Raw genomic sequence first — 17,418 nt, forward strand, 5'->3', positions numbered from 1 at the left:
CTAGGGGGCGCGGATGCCGGAATTGCCAGAGGTCGAGACCACCGTGCGGGGCTTGCGCCCGGTGCTGGAGGGACAGGTGCTGGCGCGGGTCGAACCGCGCCGCGACGATCTGCGCCGCGCCTTCCCCGCCGACCTTCGCCAGCGGCTGACCGGCGCACGCGTCACGCGGCTCGCGCGGCGCGCCAAATACGGGCTGATCGACACCGATCGCGGCGACTCGCTGATCTTCCACCTCGGCATGTCGGGGCGGTGGCGGGTCGACCCGACCGAGCTGCTGGCGCACGACCATCTGCTCCTTGCGACAGAGGCGGGGCGGACGCTGGCGCTGAACGACCCGCGGCGCTTCGGATCGGTCGACCTGGTGCCGACCGCGCAGGCGAAGGACTTTCCGGCGTTCGGGTTGCTGGGGCCCGAGCCGCTGGGCGACGACTTCAGCCCCGAGCATCTGCGGCGCACGCTGGCGGGGCGACGGCTGTCGATCAAACTGGCGCTGCTCGACCAGCGGATCGTCGCCGGGCTGGGCAACATCTACGTCTGCGAGGCGCTGTACGATGCGCGGATCGACCCGCACACGCCCGCGGGCCAGCTGGATGCGGCGGCGATCGAGCGGCTGGTGCCGGCGGTGAAGCTGGTGCTGGAGGCGGCGATCGCGGCCGGCGGGTCGACGTTGCGCGACTATGCGCGCCCCGATGGCGAGCTGGGTTACTTCTCCAAGCAGTTCGCCGTCTATGGCCGCGCGGGCGAGCCGTGCGCGTGCGGCGGGACGGTGGAGCGGTACGCGGAGGGCGGACGCTCGACCTTCTGGTGCCCGCGCTGCCAGCGGAGTTGACGCTGACGGGCGAGCGGGCTATGGGCCGCGCCTTACGAGGGTGCAGGGCTTCCCCAGCGCCTTTTTCCATCGATTCGAAACTTATCAGAGGACGTTCATGGCGAACACGCCGCAAGCCAAGAAGCGCATCCGCCGCAACGAGCGCCGGGCCGAAATCAACGGTGCCCGCATCGGCCGCATCCGTACCTTCGTGAAGAAGGTCGAGGCTGCGCTGGCAGCGGGTGACAAGGCCGCGGCGACGACCGCTCTGGCCGCGGCGCAGCCGGAGATGCAGCGCGGCGTGGCGAAGGGCGTCCTTCACCGCAACACCGCCTCGCGCAAGTTCTCGCGCCTGACCAAGCGGGTCGCCGCGCTGGCGTAAACCGCGCGCGACAGCGATGCTTTTCGAGCGCCCGTCGGGACCCTCCCGGCGGGCGTTTTCGTGTGCGCTTTCGTCCTTGCCGGAACAAAAAGGCACCTTCCGAAAAGCCTCGGAATCCCCGCGATTCGCGATCGGCAACCCGTGACCGGCTGTTAGAAAATCGCCGTAAAACAATGGTTTGCGAGAAATATGACGCATTTGTGCCGCTGATGGCGAGTCAATCCGCTTTATTTCGGAATCGTACCCGTTCGCGGGGTTGATCGACTCACGCCTCTGTTCCTAATCCTCTCGAACCGCGCCGCCGATCGTGCTGCGCGACACAAAGACAATGAGCGGATGCCGCCGCGCCAGGGGCCGCGGGCAGGGGGACGTTTGACTTTTCGGTTCTGGGGGCCGCGAACACGTCGTTCGCGCCGATGGGAGACGTGTGCGTGACGCAAGCTGGTGGACAGGACGACGGGATGAGCGATCTGGCACGGGCCTGGGCCCGGGTCCGCGCCAACCTGCGCCGGTCCGCCGGTGCCCGTGTGTTCGACCAGTGGCTGGCGCCGATCGCCCTGGCGGATGGCGACGACCAGATCGACGTGCGCCTGACGCTGTCGTCGGCATTCATGACCAACTGGGTCAAGAGCCATTATGCCGAGCGGCTGCTGCACGAATTCCGCGCCGTGCTGCCCGGCGTGCGCAGCGTCGCGATCGACACCGCGCCGCGCGCCGCCGCGCCGATGGTGCTGACCGCCCCCGCGCCGGTCGCCGCGAAACCGGTGGCGGCCCCTTCGACGACCCCCGGGCCGGTCGCCGCATCGTTCGAGCGGGCACCGGACGGGGTGGAGCGGCCGTCGCTCGACCCGCGGCTGACCTTCGACCGCTTCGTGGTCGATCCGTCGAACATGGTGGCGCTGAATGCCGCCCAGGCGCTGGCCGCGCCGGGTGCGGTGCGGTTCAGCCCGTTGTTCCTCCACGGCGGCACCGGGCAGGGCAAAACGCACCTGCTGCATGCGATCGCGCACCGGTTCCTCGCCGAGCACCCGCAGGCGCGCGTGATGCTGCTGTCCGCCGAGCGGTTCATGTTCGAATTCGTGGCGGCGATGCGCGCGCGCGACACGTTCGCGTTCAAGGCGCGGCTGCGCGGGTGTGACCTGCTGTTGATCGACGACCTGCAGTTCATCGCCGGCAAGGACGTGACGCAGGACGAATTCTTTCACACCGTCAACGAGATCATGGCGGCGGGCAAACGGCTGGTGATCGCCGCCGACCGCGCGCCGCAACTGTTGGACGGCGTCGAGGCGCGTATCCTCGGACGGCTGGCCTCCGGGCTGACGGTCGACATCCGCCCGTCCTCGCCCGAGCTGCGCCGCGCCGTGCTGGCGCGCCGGATCGCCGAAACGCCCGACGTGCGCGTGCCCGCCGAAGTGCTCGACCTGCTCGCCGAGCGGATCACGTCGAGCATCCGCGAGCTGGAGGGCGCGCTGACCCGCGTCACCGCTTATGCGATGCTGACCGGGCAGCCGATCGACCTGGCGTTCGCGACGCAGACGCTGGGCGACATGCTGCGCGGGCATCAGCGCCGCGTGACGATCGACCAGATCCAGAAGCTGGTGTGCGAGCATTTCGAGCTGAAGCCGCTCGACCTCGTCTCGGCGCGCCGCGCGCGGGCGGTGGCAAGGCCGCGACAGATCGCAATGTACCTGTCGAAGCGGCTGACGACGCGCTCGCTGCCCGAGATCGGGCGCAAGTTCGGCGGGCGCGACCATTCGACGGTGATCCATGCGGTGCGGCGGATCGAGGAACTGCGCGACAGCGATCGCGAGGTCGATCAGGCGGTGCATGTGCTGATGGGGCAGTTGCAGGGCTGATCGGGTCGGCCAGCGGGGCTCCGGCATCGCGGCTCTGGCATTTCATCCGTTCGTCCTGACCGTGTCGAATTACGTGCGACTCGGCACGTGCTCCGACAGGCTCAGCACGAACGGAGAGGTGCCGGCCGCTCTTTCTAAGCCGCCTTGCGATATTCCTGCTCGACGATCGTGTCGCTCGCGGCGGGTGCGTCGGCCACGGCCACCTTCGCCGGCTTGCGGTTCGGGAACAGCAGCCGGCTGACGACCACCAGCACGCCGAGCGCGGCATAGGTCAGCAAAACCTTTTCCAGCGAGAACAGCAGCGCCACCGCGAAGGCGAGGCGCAGCCACATCGGGTTGAAGCCGAAATCCTCGCCGAGCGCGGCGCAGATGCCGAAGAGGTTGTCGCGCGGGGCCTGCGGGGTATTCGTGTCGGTCATGTCTCGCTCCGTTGGTTGCGGAACGATCAGCAAGACCGATGCCAAGTACGCAAATACGTCGTTCTTGCGCGGGTAGCGGCCGTGGGGCGGTGCGATACGCCGAATGTTGGCGCGCGGTGCGGTGCCGCGCGCCAACCCGGGCTCAGATCAGCAGCCCCATCGCCTCCTGCGCGCGGCGCAGCGTGGGGGCGGCGAGCGCGGCAGCGCGTTCGGCGCCGTCGCGCAGGATCGCGTCGATCGCCGCCCGGTCGTTCAGCAGCCGCAGCATCTCGTCGCGGATCGGCGCGAGCGTGGCGACCGCCAGATCGGCGAGATCGGGCTTGAACTGGCCGAAGCCCTTGCCGGCATAGTCGCTCAGCACGTCCTGTGCGTCACGATCGGCAAGCGCGGCGAAGATCGTCAGCAGGTTGCGCGCCTCCGCACGCCCCTCCAGCTCGTCGAGCGTCGCGGGGAGCAGGTCGGGGTCGGTCTTGGCCTTGCGGAACTTGTCGGCGATCGTCTCGTCCGAATCGACCAGCTTGACCAGCGACTGTTCGGACGGGTTCGACTTCGACATCTTGGCGGTGGCGTCGCGCAAGCTCATGATGCGCGGCGCGGCCTTGCTGACCAAAGGTTCGGGCAGCGTGAACAGGTCGACCGCGAAGTCGGTGTTGAACTTGGTCGCGATATCGCGGGTCAGTTCCAGATGCTGCTTCTGGTCCTCGCCGACCGGCACGTGCGTGGCGTTGTAGAGCAGCACGTCGGCGGCCATCAGCACCGGATAATCGTAAAGTCCGACCGACGCGCCCTCGCGGTTCTTGCCCGCCTTGTCCTTGAACTGCGTCATGCGGTTCAGCCAGCCGACCCGCGCGACGTTGTTGAGCAGCCACGCCAGTTCCGAATGCGCGGCGACGCGCGCCTGGTTGAACACGATCGAGCGCGCCGGATCGATGCCGGCGGCGATCAGCGTCGCGGTCATCTCGACGGTGTTGGCGGTCATCTCGGCCGGGGCGATGAATTCGGTCAGGCCGTGGAGGTCGGCGATGAAGTACATCGTCTCGCCGCCCGACGCCTGGACGTCGTCCTGCATCGCCTTCCACTGCTTCACCGCGCCCAGGTAATTGCCGAGGTGGAGGTTGCCGGTCGGCTTGATGCCGGAAAGGACGCGCATATTGGTCATTTGGTGGCTCTGCGACGAAGGAGGGACTTGATGTCGGCGGGGCGATAGGCGCCGGTGGCGACACAGGCCAGCGCATAGATCGCCACGCCGCTGCCGACCAGTGCGGCGAGCGCGGCGATGCGGATGACGAGCGCGCCGGTCAGGAACGGGTCGACCAGCGGGGTCACCGCCAGCAGCGCCGCGCCCATCGCCGCGGCGGCAAGCGCGAGCCGCGGGACGCGGCGCTTCACCTGCGGATCGAGCGCGAAATGCCCGCGGCGCGCGAGGACGAGGTAGAGCGAGGCGACGTTGATCGAGGAGGCGAGCGCGGTGGCCAGCGGCGGCCCGATCTGCCCGATGTTCCAGTGCGCCAAGGTCGGGATCAGGATCAGATTCCCGACCAGGTTGATCGCGACCGAATACAGCGCGAGCCGGACCGGCGTCCTGGTGTCGGCACGCGCATAGAAGCCGGGGGTCAGTACCTTGACCAGCACGTAGCTGGGCAACCCGATCGAGAAGGCGGCCAGTGCGAGCGCGGCGCGCTGCGTATCGCCGGCGTCGAACGCGCCGTGCTGGAACAGCCCGCGCACGATCGGCTCGGCGGCGAAGACGAACGCGGCGGTGGCGGGCAGCGTGAGGAACAGCGCGAGTTCGAGTCCGCGGTTCTGCATGTCCATCGCCTCGGCGTCACGCCCTTCCGACAGCATCCGCGAAACGACCGGCAGCAGGATCGTGCCGAGCCCGATCCCGATCAGCCCGAGCGGCAGCTGGTTGAGGCGGTCGGCATAATAGATCGCCGAGATCGACCCAGCCGACAGCAGCCCGCCCGCCAGCGCCGAGGAGATGGCGAGGTTGATCTGCGCCGCGCCGGCGCCGGTCGCGGCGGGGACGATCAGCTTCAGCATCTGCTTCACGTCGTCGTCGATGCGCGGCGGGCGCAGCTTCAGGCTGACGCCCGCGCGGCGGCACGCCCACCACAGCCAGGCGAGCTGCAATGCGCCGCCCGCGGTGACCGACAGCGCCTGCGCGCGCGCGGTGGCGTAGGGGTCGGTGCCGTGGAAGAAGACCAGGGCCGCGACCATCGCGACGTTGAGCAGGATCGGTGCCGCGGCATTGACCCAGAAGCGGTGCAGCGAATTGAGGATGCCGCCGAGCAGCGACACCAGTGAGATCAGCAGCAGATAGGGGATGGTGAAGCGCGACAGCATCACCGCGAACGCGAACTGCTCCGCGGTGGGATGCTGGCGATCGAAGCCGCCGGACAGCGCCCAGGTGAGCGGATAGGCCGCCGCCAGCAACAGCGCGGTGAAGACCAGCAGAACCGGGAAGAGCAGCGCCAGCGCGCGTTCGGCGAAGTCGATGCCCGCTGCGGTGCCGCCGCCCTCCGCCACCTTGCGGTTGAACAGCGGGATGAACGCGGCGGAGAAAGCGCCCTCGGCGAACAGCGCGCGGAACATGTTGGGCAGGCGGAACGCGACGAGGAACGCGTCCGATGCGAACCCCGCGCCGACGTAGCTGGCCTGGAGCGTGTCGCGCACCAGCGCCAGCACGCGGCTGGCCAGCGTCAGCCCGCCGATCGAGCCCAGCGCGCGGGCGAGGTTCATCCGCCGATCCTCACCCGCCGTGTGGTGTTACGCCTGGCCCGCCGCGCCGAAGTTGACGCCCTGCGCCTCGGCCTGCTGGAGGAAGAGCGCGTTGAAGTCGATCGGCTCCAGCAGCAGCGGCGGGAAGCCGCCGTCGCGGATCGCATCGGCCACGACGCGGCGCGCGAACGGGAAGAGGAGGCGCGGGCCTTCGCCCAGCAGGAACGGCTGGACATGCTCGGCCGGCACGTTGCGCAGCCCGAACAGCCCGGCATAGGACAGTTCGGCGATGAACGCGGTCTTGCCGCCGGTGGTGGCGCGCACCTCGATCTTCAGGGTTACCTCGTGCACCTCGTCGGCGACCTGCGCGGCGCCGATGTCGAACTGCACGTTGATTTCGGGCGCCTGCGGCTCCTGGTAGATCGCCGGCGCGTTCGGGTTCTCGAACGACAGGTCCTTCACATATTGCGAGATCAGCCCGGCGGCCGGGGCGGTGTCGGCGCCGTTCGCCAGCGGCTCGCCGCCCAGATTGCCCAGATCGTCCATCGTCCTACCCCTATCATCATGCCAGGCGCGGCACGCGCACGCGCCACGCGGGAAACGTCGGGCGGTTAGCAGCGGGTCGCGTGCGTTACAATCCGGATACGGGCGCGGATACGGCGGGCGAAAGGATACAATGGGCGGGTCGGGCGATTTGATGTTCGGTGCCCACGCGCCTATGTACGCACACCAGCCTACTGGAGTTGCCGTGTTCTACGTTGTCCTGCTCGCCATGGTCGCCGGCTTCCTGGCCCTGCGGCTCTATTCGGTTCTGGGCAAGCGCTCCGGCCATGAACAGCCGCTGCCCAAGCCCGCGGAGGAGCGCGTGACGTCGGTAGCGATGCCGCGGGCGATCGAGACCGCGGCGGAGGCGCGCGAACTGACCGCGCGGCCGTTCGATGCCGCGACCGAGCCGGGGCTGCGCGCGATCGTCGCGGCGGAACCGCAGTTCGACGTCAACCGCTTCCTGGAGGGGGCGAAGTCGGCCTATCGCATGATCCTGGAGGCGTTCTGGCGCGGCGACGAAGCGGCGTTGCGCGACCTCGTCAGCGACGATGTCCACGCCGCGTTCGCCGAGGCGATCGAGACGCGGCAGCAGCAGGGTCAGGTGCTCGACAACCGCCTGATCGCGATCGAGCGGGCGACCATCGTGTCCGCCGCGGTCGCCGCCGGCGAGGCGCGGGTCGCGGTCCGCTTCGATGCCGATATCGTCGCGGTCACGCGCGATGGCGAGGGCAACGTCCTCGCCGGTTCGACCAGCGACGCGGTGCAGACGCACGATGTATGGACCTTCGTTCGCGCCGTGCGCGCGTCGGATCCCAACTGGATCCTGGCCGACACCGACGAGGCGTGAGGACGAGGATGGAACACGGGGCCTGAAAACAGGCACGACGAAAAGGGGTTGGAATGCGGATAGGAGCGACGCTCGCGGTGGCGGGCGCCTTGCTGACGGCGGGTTGTGTGGGGCCGGGGGGACGATCGATCCCGCCGGCCCCGTCGCGTCCGGTCACCGCCGTGCCGCGCCCCGCCGCCAACCCGCCGCGTCCCGGTTCGACCGCGTCGCGACCGGTGCGCCAGCCGGTCGCGTCGGTGCCGCTCGCCGCGCTGCCCGCCGTCAGCGTGCCGGGCGCGGCCTCGGCCGCGGTCGCCGGTCTGCTTCCCGCCGCCGATCCCGCGACGCTGCCGATCGACGCCGCGCAGGCGCAGGCGGCGTTCGACGCCTTCCGCATTTCCTGCCCCAGCGTGATCCGGCGCACCGATACGTCGGGGCTGACGATCGGGAGCGATTGGCAACCGGCCTGCGCCGAGGCCGCGCGCACCGACCGCCGCAATGCCGTCGACTTCTTTCGCCGCTGGTTCGAGGCGGTGCAGGTCGGCGACGGCCGTGCGTTTGCCACCGGCTATTACATCCCCGAGATCGCCGGGTCGCGTAGCCCCCGTGCCGGCTATGTGCCGATCTACGCGCGCCCGACCGACCTGATCGAAGTCGATCTCGGCGCCTTTTCGCCGACCTGGGCCGGCAAGAAGATCCGCGGGCGTGTGCAGGGGCAAGCGCTGGTGCCCTATTTCGACCGCACCGCGATCGAGGACGGCGCACTGGGCGGCCGCGCGCCCATCCTGGGCTATGCCGCCGATCCGGTCGAATTGTTCTTCCTGCAGGTGCAGGGCTCGGGTTTCATCCGGCTTGACGAGGGCGGCGTGCTGCGGATCGGGTACGACACGCAGAACGGGCGCGACTATACGGGCATCGGCGCGCTGATGAAGAGCCGCGGGCTGCTGGGTCCGGGGCAATCGTCGATGCAGGGGATCGTCGCGTGGCTCCACGCGCACCCCGAGGAAGGTCGCGCGATCATGCGCGAGAACAAGAGCTACGTCTTCTTTCGCGAGCTGACCGGGGCGCCGCAGGGCGCGCTCGGGCTGCCGGTCAGCGGCGGGGCGACCGTCGCGGCCGACCCCAGGTTCGTGCCGCTGGGCGCGCCGGTGTTCCTGTCGATGGACCGCACCGACGCCAACGGCATCTGGATCGCGCAGGACACCGGCGGCGCGATCAAGGGCAGCAACCGCTTCGACACCTTCTGGGGCGCGGGCGAGGAAGCGCGCGCGATCGCCGGCGGGATGAGCGCGCGCGGCACCGCCTTCGTGCTGTTGCCGCGCGGCAGCTACGAACGATGGCGCGCGGCGCAGGCGGCGACGGGGCAGGCCGGTGGCGGCGCGACGCCTCGGCGCTGACGAGGAAGCGCTGTGGGCGCGGGTACGTGCCACGGTGCGCGCGATGCCCGGCCGCAAGGTCGCCGCGCCCGCGACCGCTCCCGAACGCCTGCCGCTGCCCGCGCCCGCGACGGGCATGATGGCGCTGACGACGCCGACCCCGCCGCCCTCACATGCGCGCCGCGAGCCGGGGCAGACGCTGGACGGCGGGTGGGACCGGCGGCTGGCGGGCGGCGTGGTCGCCCCCGACCGGACGATCGACCTGCACGGGCACACGCTGGCCAGCGCGCATGCCGCGCTGGAGATGGGGCTGGCGCAGGCGGTCGCGCGGCAGGACCGCGTCATCCTGCTGGTGACCGGCAAGCCGCCGCGCCCCGAAAGCCAGCGCCCGCACGGTCGCGGCGCGATCCGCGCCTCGATCGCGGACTGGCTGCGATTGTCCGCCCATGCGGGATCGATCGCCGCGGTCCGCAACGCCCACCCGCGCCATGGCGGGGCGGGGGCGCTGTATATCGTGTTGCGGCGACGGCGGTGAGCGCTATGAGCTCGCGCATGCTCGGCCGTGTCGGTGCGCGCTGTAGCGGCTTACCCTTTCGCCCTCGTCTACGGCATCATCTCAATCGTCGGTGCTGACTTCGTCGGGCCGCGTGCCCGCGACACGCCCTTCGACAAGCTCGGGACGAACGGTGTATTGTCGTCAAGCCTGCCCGGAGAACGCACGGCCGATCACCTGCTCGTAGATCTCGGTCAGCTGTTCCAGATCGGCGATCGCGACCGCTTCGTCGGCCTTGTGCATCGTCGCATTGAGGAGTCCGAACTCGACCACCGGGCACAAGGCGCGCAGGAAGCGTGCGTCGGAGGTGCCGCCGGTCGTCGATAGCTCCGGCGTGCGCCCGGTCACCTCCAGCACCGCCGCCGACACCATCGCCGACAGCGCGCCCGGCGCGGTCAGGAACGCCTCTCCCGAGATGCGCGGGGTGACGATCGCGTGCGGGTCATGGGCGTGGACGATCGCCGCAACCCGGTCCGCCAGCTGCTGCCCCCGGTGCAGGTCGTTGAAGCGGATGCTGACGCGCGCGGTCGCCCGCGCCGGGATGACGTTGGTGGCGGAATTGCCGACCGTTACGTCGGTGATCTCCAGGTTCGACGGCTGGAACCACGCGCTGCCTTCGTCGAGCACCAGGGCGTCGAGCTCGGCCAGGATCGCGACCAGCCGCGGGATCGGATTGTCGGCCAGGTGCGGATAGGCGACGTGCCCCTGCCGGCCGGGCACCTTGATCCCGATATTCACCGAGCCGCGTCGCCCGATCTTTATCATGTCGCCTAGCGCCGCGACCGAGGTCGGCTCGCCGACCAGACACAGATCGGGTGCGAGCCCGCGTTCGTGCATCCGCTCGATCAGCGCGACCGTGCCATGGGTCGCCGGGCCTTCCTCGTCGCCGGTGATGATGAGCGTCAGGCGCCCCGCATCCACGGGCACGCGCGCCGCGGCGGCGACGAAGGCGGCGACCGCCCCCTTCATGTCGACCGCGCCGCGCCCGACCAGCAGGCCGTCACGCCGCTGCGGGGCGAAGGCGTCGGCGCTCCACCCCTCGCCGGGAGGGACGACATCGACATGGCCGGCGAAGGCGAGATGCACGCCGCGGTCGCCGCGCGTGGCGAGCAGGTTTTCGACCGGGCCGTCCGGCGCCTCGCCGCTGATCCGGCGCTCGACCGCGAAGCCGAGCGGCACCAGCGCCGCCTCCAGCACGTCGAACACGTGCCCGCGCGCCGGCGTGACGCTGTCGGCAGCGATCAGGTCGCTGGCGAGTTGAACGACATCGGTCACGACAGGAGCCCGCCCTGCCCCGACTCGATCTCGATCACGTCCCTGCCGCGAACGGCAGCGATTACCCGCCGCCGTTCGCCGAAGCGGCCTCGAACCGGCTGGTGCGCGACCTGTCGGCGGCGGCGGGGCTGACCGACTTCGTCGCGACGCATGTCGTGGTGCCGCCCGGGGGCTGGTCGTCGCAGCGCCACTGGCACGAAGGCGAGGACGAGATCGTCGTTCTGCTCTCCGGCAGTGCGACGCTGGTCGACGATGCGGGTGCGCATCCGATGCGGGCCGGGGAGGTGGCGGTGTTCCGCAAGGGCGACGGCAACGCGCATCATCTGCGCAACGACGGGGACGCCGCGTGCGTGCTGTTCGCGGTCAGCCTGCCCGAACGCTCGACGGTCCATTATCCCGATATCGCGATGCGCTGGTCCCCGGACGACGGCTATGCGACGGACTGACATCAGGCGACGGGCTGCTCGAACTTCTCGATGATCCACTCCTCCTCCTGCGCGCCGGCGATCCAGTCCTGCATGAACGGGTGGTGGAGCACCGCCAGCACGTAGGCGGCGGCGAAGCGCGGCGTGGGGAGCGAGTAGGTGACGATGCGGGTGCATACCGGCGCGAACATGATGTCCGCCGCGCCGAAGTCACCGAACAGAAAGTCGCCGTCGCCGCCGAAGCGCGCGCGCGCCTGCGCCCACAGTTCGAACAGCCGCGCCAGCTCGACCTGCACGTCGGCGTCGGGCGTGACCGGCGGATAGACCTGCCGGATGTTCATGGTATGCTTGCGACGCAGCGCGGCGAAGCTGGAGTGCATCTCGGCGGCCATCGAGCGCGCCATTGCGCGCGCCGCATCGTCCGCGGGCCAGAAAAGGTCACGCCCGACCTTGTCCGCCAGATAGTCGACGATCGCGAGGCTGTCCCACACCACCGCCTCGCCGTCCCACAGGATCGGCACCTTGCCCGACGAGGGTGCGAATTCGTCGCCCTCGCGGCGGCGGTCCCATTCCTGATCGTAGAGCGGCACGACCACTTCCTCGAACGGCAGCCGCGACTGCCTGCACGCGAGCCAGCCGCGCAGCGACCAGGAGGAATAGGCCTTGTTGCCGATGATGAGCTTCATGCCACCGGCCTAGGGGGCAAACGGCCCAAGGGCAACATTCGCGACCGCGCCGTTAACCGCGCCCCTACATCGCGCGGAAGGGTTGCGGGGCTACCGTGCCGACAGGAAGAGGACTTCGTAAAGAAGGAGCACCGTACATGCCCCACGCAACCCCCGCCGACGCCGCGCTTCGCGCCGCCGCGCCCGCCTTCGTGCAGGCGCCGACCTTCGTTTTCGCACCGACCGCGCCGGCGCCGACCCGTTCGGAGCTGCTGCGCCGCCAGATCGACGCGGCGCGCGGCGCACGGAGCGCGACGCTCTGGTGACGCACGCCGGAGCGGCGGCGGTCAGCCGATCGCCTCGATCACGGCCGCACGCAGTTCGGGGATGCCCATCCCGCCTTCGCTGGAGGTGACGATGATGTCGGGGTGCGCGGCGGCCCGCTTGCGCGCCTCGGCGCGCGTCTCCGCGACGATCTGCGCCAGGTCGCTGGCCTTCACCTTGTCCGCCTTGGTCATCACCAGCCGGTAGCTGACGGCGGCGCGATCGAGCATCTCCAGGATTTCTCGGTCGACGTCCTTGATGCCGTGGCGGCTGTCGATCAGCACCAGCGCACGCTTCAGCGCCTGCCGCCCGCGCAGATAGTCGTTCACGAGGAAGCGCCACTTCTTGACGATGTCCTTGGGCGCCTTCGCGAAGCCGTAACCGGGCATGTCGACCAGCCGGAAGGCGAGCGGGTCGCCGACATCGAAGAAGTTCAGTTCCTGCGTGCGCCCCGGCGTGACCGAGGTACGCGCCAGCGCCTTGCGGCCGGTCAGTGCGTTGAGCAGCGACGACTTGCCAACGTTCGAGCGGCCCGCGAACGCCACCTCCGGCACGGCGGGCGCGGGCAGGAAGTTGAGCGCGGGCGCCGACTTCAGGAAGTCGATGCGCCCGGCGAACAGCTTGCGCGCCGCCTCGATCGCCTCGGAGTCGAAGGCGGGGGCGTCGAACGTGGGCGTGTCCTCGCTCATTTCGCCGGTGCGTTCTTGAGTTGCGGATGGCGGCTGTAGAGCCACTTCTGCTGCGCGATCGAGATGCAGTTGGTGGTGATCCAGTAGATCTGCAAACCGACCGCGAACGGCGCCATCACGAACATCAGCACCCACGGCAGGATTGCGAACACCTGCTGCTGCGCCGGGTCCATCTGCGTCGGGTTCAGGCGGAACTGGAAGAACATCGAGATGCCCAGCAACACCGGGATGACGCCGATCGCCAGGAAGTGCGGCAGCGTGATCGGGATATAGCCGAACAGGTTCAGGATCGTCGCAGGGTCGGGCGCCGACAGGTCCTTGATCCACAGGATGAAGTGCTGATGCCGCATCTCGATCGTCAGCATCAGCGCCTTGTAGAGCGCGTAGAAGATCGGAATCTGGATCAGCGACGGCAGGCAGCCCGCCAGCGGGTTGACCTTTTCCGTCTTGTAGAGCGCCATGATCTCCTGCTGCTGGCGCTGCTTATCGTCCTTGTGGCGCTCCTGGATCGCCTTCATCTTCGGCTGGAGCGCACGCATCGCCGCCATGCTGGCGAACTGGCGCTGCGCGATCGGAAATACGATTACTCGGATCGTCAGCGTCAGGATGATGATCGCGACGCCGAAGTTGCCGACGATGCGGAACAGCCAGTCGAGATAATAGAAGATCGGCTTTTCGACGAGCCGGAACCAGCCCCAGTCGATCGCATAGTCGAGCTTCACGACCGCGCCGGTATCGGTGTAGCGGTCGAGCAGTTTCACTTCCTTGGCGCCCGCGAACAGCTTGGCGGTCTGCGTCAACTGGCGGCCCGGCGGCAGCATCTGCGGCGCGGTGGTGAAGTCGGCCTGATACGCCTGGTTGGCGCCGGCGCGGAACTGCCCGTCGAACGCGCGGCCCTGGTCGGGGACGAGTGCCGCCAGCCAGTATTTGTCGGTGAAGCCCAGCCAGCCGCCGGTCGTCGTGAAGCGCGTCGGCGCCTTGTCGACGTCGCTGAAATTGGGATTGTAGTGCGCCGCGCCGTTGTTGACCGACATCGGACCGGTGTGGATCGTCCAGCTGTCGGGGTCCTTCGACACGCCGCTGCGATTGACGAGGCCGTAGGCCGCGACCGGCACCGGCGCGCCGCCGCCGTTGGCGACGGTCTGCTTCACGGTGAAGAGATAGTCGTTGTCGACCGCGATCTCGATCGCGAAGCGCTGCCCGGTGGCGTTGCCGGCGGTCAGCGTGACCGGCCTGCCGGGGGTCAGCACCGGCGCGGACGCGGTCCAGACCGCGTCGGCGGCCGGCGGGGTCAGCCCGTCGGCACGCCAGCCGAAGCCGGCGAAATAGGCGTCCTGCGTGCCGGCGGGCGAGAACAGCCGGATCGGCGGCGAATTCTTCGCGACCGTCTCGTTATAGCGGGTCAGCACCAGATCGTCGATCCGAGCGCCCTTGAGGTTGATCGAGCCCTTCAGCGCGGGCGTGTCGATGCGGACGCGCGGGCTTTCGGCGAGCACGACGCGGCGGTCGCGGATCGCGGCGGGCGAATCGGCGGTGGGATCGGCCGCGGGGTTGGGCACGGGCTTGTTCTTGCCGTCGACCATCTTCGTCGCGGGCGGGTTCGCCGTGGGGAAGAAGCGGTTCTGGATCAGCGGCCATCCGAACAGGATGAGCGCCGCGATCACCGCGAACACCACGAAGTTCTTGCTTTCGTCCTTCACCAGCGTCCCACTTTTTCCTTATGGCACCGGATCGTGGCCGTGCCCGCCCCAGGGATGGCAGCGCGCGATCCGGCGCACCGCCAGCCAGCTGCCCTTGCCCGCGCCATAGCGGCGAAGCGCCTCGATTGCATAGGCGGAACATGACGGCTGGAACCGGCACGACGGCGGCAGCAGCAGCGACGGCCCCAATTGCCACCCGCGCGCCAGCAGGATCAGCGCGCGCGTGATCATCGGCGCGGGCGCGCCCGGTTGCCGCCCGGCGCGGTCGTGCGGCTCTTCGCCAGCGCCCTGGCCAGTTGTTCGCGCAACACCGACCATTCGGCGGTCAGCGCCGCCTCGCGCCCGATCAGCACATGGTCGGCGCCGGGCCAGCCGTGCTCGGGCAGGATCTCGCGCGCCAGCGCGCGGAAGCGCCGCTTGATGCGGTTGCGCACCACCGCATTGCCGACCTTCTTCGTCACGGTGATGCCGATCCGCATCCCCGCCTCGTTCGCCCCGGCCGCATCACCGCCACGCGGGTGCACCAGAAGCACGAAGCCGGGCATCGGCACCCGACGCCCGGCGTTCGCGGCCAGATAGTCCGGCCGTCTGGTCATCCGCCCGACCGCGACGCGAGTCGCGGGCAGGCGGGGATCGCTCGTGCTTACGCCGACAGCTTCTTGCGGCCGCGCGCGCGACGCGCCCGGATCACCGCCCGGCCGCCGACCGTGGCCATCCGCGCGCGGAAGCCGTGACGGCGGGCGCGCACCAGATTGCTCGGCTGAAAGGTCCGCTTCATCGTTCATGTCCCGAAATCGAATGTCGAAGGGCCGCCCAAGCGGACGGCCCGAAAGAAGGACGCCGTTAGGGGAGGGCGCCGCGAAAGTCAACGCACCGCCGCCCGGTCGCGCGCGCGTCGCCGCAGCGCCTGCCGCCTGAGTGCACTGCGCCGCCGCATCGCCACGTCGACGGCATGCCCGATTCGCGGCCAGCGGCGCTTGGCGCGCGCGAACCAGCCGCGCGCCCGCGCCGAGTTGCGCAGGATCAGCAGCATCCCGCCGGCGAACGGAAACACGCCGCCCGGCCCCGGCAGCGGCGCGATCACCGCCGCGAGCAGCAGCAGAAGGCCGCCCAGCGCCAGTTGCGTCATGCGCATCGCGGGGTGGCGTCGGGTCATGACCGGCGATGTGGCGAACGTGTGTTGCGGTTGCAAGTCACCGGCGCCATTCCCCCGCGCGCCAAACCCGCTATGAGCATCGGCGGGGTTGGGGGACACATGGTCGCGATCGTATCGACGGTAGCCTATCTGGGGCTGGAGGCGCGCAGCGTCGAGGTGCAGGTGCAGTTGATCCCCGGCCTTCCCGCCTTCAACGTCGTCGGGCTGGCCGACAAGGCGGTCGGCGAAAGTCGCGAACGGGTGCGCGGCGCGATCGCCGGCATGGGGCTGTCGCTGCCGCCCAAGCGGATCGCGGTGAACCTGTCGCCGGCCGACCTGCCCAAGGAGGGCTCGCATTTCGACTTGCCGATCGCGCTCGGGCTGCTCGCTGCGATGGGCGTGGTCGATGCGGAGGCGCTGGCCGATTACGTCGTGGTCGGCGAACTGGGGCTCGACGGCCGGCTCGCGCCGTCGCCGGGCGTGCTGCTCGCCGCGCTCCATGCCGCTGAGACGGGCAGGGGGCTGATCTGCCCGGCGGCGCAAGGGAGCGAGGCAGCGTGGAGCGGCAGTATCGAGGTGATCGCCGCGCCAGACCTGCTCGCGCTGCTCAACCATCTGAAGGGGCAGGGGCTGCTCGCGCTGCCGCAGCCGGGCGCCGTCGCCGACGCGCGCACCGGCCCCGACCTGCGACAGGTGAAGGGGCAGGAGGTGGCCAAGCGCGCGCTGGAGATCGCCGCGGCGGGCGCGCACAATCTGCTGTTCGTCGGGCCGCCGGGCGCGGGCAAGTCGCTGATGGCGGCCTGCCTGCCCGGCATCCTCCCGCCGCTCGACCCCGCCGAGGCGCTGGAGGTGTCAATGGTGCAGTCGGTGGCGGGGACGCTGCCCGGCGGCACGCTGACGCGCACGCGCCCGTTCCGCGCACCGCATCATTCCGCCAGTATGGCGGCGCTGACCGGCGGCGGGCTGAAGGTGAAGCCGGGCGAGGTCAGCCTGGCGCACCACGGCGTGCTGTTCCTCGACGAACTGCCCGAATTTCAGCGCGCGGTGCTTGATTCGCTGCGCCAGCCGCTGGAGAGCGGGACGGTCAGCGTCGCGCGCGCCAATGCGCACGTGACCTATCCGGCGCGGGTGCAGCTGATCGCGGCGATGAACCCGTGCCGCTGCGGGCACCTTGCCGACGCCGCGCTGGCGTGCGCGCGCGCGCCGAAATGCGCGGCCGACTATCAGGCGAAGGTCTCGGGACCGCTGCTCGACCGTATCGACCTGCACGTCGAGGTCGCGGCGGTCAGCGCGGTCGACCTGACGCTCCCGCCGTCGGCCGAGGGCTCGGCCGAGGTCGCCGCCCGCGTCGCTGCGGCGCGCGCGGTGCAGGCGGAGCGGCTGGCGGACTGCGGCTTGCGGACGAATGCCGAGCTGGACGGCGACACGCTCGACCGCTTCGCGTCGCCGGATGAGGCGGGAAGGGCGTTGCTGGCGCAGGCGGCGGTGGCGATGAAGCTGTCGGCGCGCGGCTACACCCGCATCCTGCGCGTCGCGCGCACGATCGCCGATCTAGCGGGCGCGGAGACGGTCGGTCGCATCCATGTCGCCGAGGCGCTCAGTTACCGCCGGCAACCACCACGAAATTAGCGTTTCTTCGTCATTCCCGCAAAGGCGGGAATCCAGAATCGCTGAGGTGGCGCCTCTATGGACGGACCTGCGCGTCTGGATTCCCGCCT

At 69.9% G+C, this 17,418-nt stretch carries 21 protein-coding genes; 9 read left to right on the forward strand and 12 right to left on the reverse strand.

Going from position 1 to position 17,418, the window contains the following annotated elements; all coding sequences use genetic code 11:
- The first annotated feature begins 13 nt into the window (after nucleotides 1–13).
- From mutM to dnaA, 3 genes are all read left to right on the forward strand, one after another.
- On the forward strand, nucleotides 14–829 hold the full coding sequence (gene mutM / locus J2Y58_RS14060) for a bifunctional DNA-formamidopyrimidine glycosylase/DNA-(apurinic or apyrimidinic site) lyase (protein WP_310104126.1): 816 nt from the start codon (nucleotides 14–16) through the stop codon (nucleotides 827–829).
- A gap of 97 nt (nucleotides 830–926) precedes the next feature.
- Nucleotides 927–1,190, forward strand: a complete 264-nt coding sequence (rpsT, locus tag J2Y58_RS14065) for a 30S ribosomal protein S20 (protein ID WP_310104128.1) — start codon at nucleotides 927–929, stop codon at nucleotides 1,188–1,190.
- Nucleotides 1,191–1,651: 461 nt separating this feature from the next.
- Nucleotides 1,652–3,046 carry a chromosomal replication initiator protein DnaA gene (dnaA, locus tag J2Y58_RS14070; RefSeq protein ID WP_310104130.1) on the forward strand — a complete coding sequence of 465 codons (1,395 nt, stop codon included), beginning with the start codon at nucleotides 1,652–1,654 and terminating at the stop codon, nucleotides 3,044–3,046.
- 134 nt (nucleotides 3,047–3,180) lie between these two features.
- On the opposite strand, the gene J2Y58_RS14075 is transcribed toward dnaA, so the two are convergent.
- The 4 genes from J2Y58_RS14075 to secB all read right to left on the reverse strand — a co-directional run bounded on the left by J2Y58_RS14075 (nucleotide 3,181) and on the right by secB (nucleotide 6,732).
- Nucleotides 3,181–3,465, reverse strand: a complete 285-nt coding sequence (locus J2Y58_RS14075; RefSeq protein ID WP_310104131.1) for a PspC domain-containing protein — start codon at nucleotides 3,463–3,465, stop codon at nucleotides 3,181–3,183.
- Nucleotides 3,466–3,607: 142 nt separating this feature from the next.
- The gene (gene trpS, locus J2Y58_RS14080; RefSeq protein WP_310104383.1) at nucleotides 3,608–4,615 is read right to left on the reverse strand and encodes a tryptophan--tRNA ligase; all 1,008 of its coding nucleotides are present in this window, start codon (nucleotides 4,613–4,615) and stop codon (nucleotides 3,608–3,610) included.
- Nucleotides 4,616–4,620: 5 nt separating this feature from the next.
- Nucleotides 4,621–6,207 carry a murein biosynthesis integral membrane protein MurJ gene (gene murJ / locus J2Y58_RS14085; RefSeq protein ID WP_310104134.1) on the reverse strand — a complete coding sequence of 529 codons (1,587 nt, stop codon included), beginning with the start codon at nucleotides 6,205–6,207 and terminating at the stop codon, nucleotides 4,621–4,623.
- Between the two features lie 27 nt (nucleotides 6,208–6,234).
- A complete protein-coding gene (gene secB, locus J2Y58_RS14090; protein WP_310104135.1) occupies nucleotides 6,235–6,732 on the reverse strand; it encodes a protein-export chaperone SecB in 498 nt (165 codons plus the stop codon).
- A gap of 202 nt (nucleotides 6,733–6,934) precedes the next feature.
- On the opposite strand from secB, the gene J2Y58_RS14095 reads away from it, so the two are divergent.
- Genes J2Y58_RS14095 through J2Y58_RS14105 form a run of 3 tightly spaced genes read left to right on the forward strand, consistent with a single transcriptional unit; the run spans nucleotide 6,935 to nucleotide 9,469 of the window.
- Nucleotides 6,935–7,579, forward strand: coding sequence for a Tim44/TimA family putative adaptor protein (locus tag J2Y58_RS14095; RefSeq protein WP_310104137.1), 645 nt, complete (start codon nucleotides 6,935–6,937; stop codon nucleotides 7,577–7,579).
- Between the two features lie 53 nt (nucleotides 7,580–7,632).
- Entirely contained in the window at nucleotides 7,633–8,955 is a 1,323-nt protein-coding gene (locus J2Y58_RS14100; protein ID WP_310104139.1) for a murein transglycosylase A, read from the forward strand.
- Nucleotides 8,930–9,469 carry a Smr/MutS family protein gene (locus J2Y58_RS14105; protein WP_310104141.1) on the forward strand — a complete coding sequence of 180 codons (540 nt, stop codon included), beginning with the start codon at nucleotides 8,930–8,932 and terminating at the stop codon, nucleotides 9,467–9,469. Before J2Y58_RS14100 ends, J2Y58_RS14105 begins: the two co-directional genes overlap by 26 nt.
- Before the next feature lie 162 nt (nucleotides 9,470–9,631).
- Here the strand turns inward: J2Y58_RS14105 and dapE are convergent, their stop codons facing one another.
- The gene (dapE, locus tag J2Y58_RS14110; protein WP_310104143.1) at nucleotides 9,632–10,762 is read right to left on the reverse strand and encodes a succinyl-diaminopimelate desuccinylase; all 1,131 of its coding nucleotides are present in this window, start codon (nucleotides 10,760–10,762) and stop codon (nucleotides 9,632–9,634) included.
- 101 nt (nucleotides 10,763–10,863) lie between these two features.
- Here dapE and J2Y58_RS14115 point away from each other — a divergent pair, with 101 nt between their 5' ends.
- Entirely contained in the window at nucleotides 10,864–11,208 is a 345-nt protein-coding gene (locus J2Y58_RS14115) for a cupin domain-containing protein (RefSeq protein ID WP_310104145.1), read from the forward strand.
- Nucleotides 11,209–11,210: 2 nt separating this feature from the next.
- Here J2Y58_RS14115 and J2Y58_RS14120 read toward each other — a convergent pair whose 3' ends face one another.
- On the reverse strand, nucleotides 11,211–11,873 hold the full coding sequence (locus J2Y58_RS14120; protein WP_310104148.1) for a glutathione S-transferase family protein: 663 nt from the start codon (nucleotides 11,871–11,873) through the stop codon (nucleotides 11,211–11,213).
- 137 nt (nucleotides 11,874–12,010) lie between these two features.
- Between J2Y58_RS14120 and J2Y58_RS14125 the strand changes: the two genes are divergently transcribed.
- Nucleotides 12,011–12,178: a hypothetical protein gene (locus tag J2Y58_RS14125; RefSeq protein WP_310104150.1), complete on the forward strand. Its 168-nt coding sequence runs from the start codon at nucleotides 12,011–12,013 to the stop codon at nucleotides 12,176–12,178.
- A 21-nt stretch (nucleotides 12,179–12,199) separates the two neighbouring features.
- Here J2Y58_RS14125 and yihA read toward each other — a convergent pair whose 3' ends face one another.
- From yihA to J2Y58_RS14155, 6 genes are all read right to left on the reverse strand, one after another.
- Nucleotides 12,200–12,865, reverse strand: a complete 666-nt coding sequence (gene yihA, locus J2Y58_RS14130) for a ribosome biogenesis GTP-binding protein YihA/YsxC (protein WP_310104153.1) — start codon at nucleotides 12,863–12,865, stop codon at nucleotides 12,200–12,202.
- On the reverse strand, nucleotides 12,862–14,565 hold the full coding sequence (yidC, locus tag J2Y58_RS14135) for a membrane protein insertase YidC (RefSeq protein ID WP_310104155.1): 1,704 nt from the start codon (nucleotides 14,563–14,565) through the stop codon (nucleotides 12,862–12,864). Before yidC ends, yihA begins: the two co-directional genes overlap by 4 nt.
- An 18-nt stretch (nucleotides 14,566–14,583) precedes the next feature.
- The gene (yidD, locus tag J2Y58_RS14140; RefSeq protein ID WP_310104158.1) at nucleotides 14,584–14,796 is read right to left on the reverse strand and encodes a membrane protein insertion efficiency factor YidD; all 213 of its coding nucleotides are present in this window, start codon (nucleotides 14,794–14,796) and stop codon (nucleotides 14,584–14,586) included.
- A complete protein-coding gene (gene rnpA, locus J2Y58_RS14145; RefSeq protein WP_310104160.1) occupies nucleotides 14,793–15,161 on the reverse strand; it encodes a ribonuclease P protein component in 369 nt (122 codons plus the stop codon). The genes yidD and rnpA overlap by 4 nt, the downstream gene beginning before the upstream one ends.
- Before the next feature lie 47 nt (nucleotides 15,162–15,208).
- Nucleotides 15,209–15,343 carry a 50S ribosomal protein L34 gene (rpmH, locus tag J2Y58_RS14150; RefSeq protein ID WP_028056723.1) on the reverse strand — a complete coding sequence of 45 codons (135 nt, stop codon included), beginning with the start codon at nucleotides 15,341–15,343 and terminating at the stop codon, nucleotides 15,209–15,211.
- A gap of 87 nt (nucleotides 15,344–15,430) precedes the next feature.
- On the reverse strand, nucleotides 15,431–15,721 hold the full coding sequence (locus tag J2Y58_RS14155) for a hypothetical protein (RefSeq protein WP_310104181.1): 291 nt from the start codon (nucleotides 15,719–15,721) through the stop codon (nucleotides 15,431–15,433).
- A gap of 99 nt (nucleotides 15,722–15,820) precedes the next feature.
- Between J2Y58_RS14155 and J2Y58_RS14160 the strand changes: the two genes are divergently transcribed.
- Entirely contained in the window at nucleotides 15,821–17,329 is a 1,509-nt protein-coding gene (locus tag J2Y58_RS14160) for a YifB family Mg chelatase-like AAA ATPase (protein ID WP_310104184.1), read from the forward strand.
- The last annotated feature ends 89 nt before the right edge of the window (nucleotides 17,330–17,418 follow it).

The sequence above is a fragment of the Sphingomonas sp. BE138 genome, assembly GCF_031456125.1.
Lineage (GTDB): Bacteria > Pseudomonadota > Alphaproteobacteria > Sphingomonadales > Sphingomonadaceae > Sphingomonas.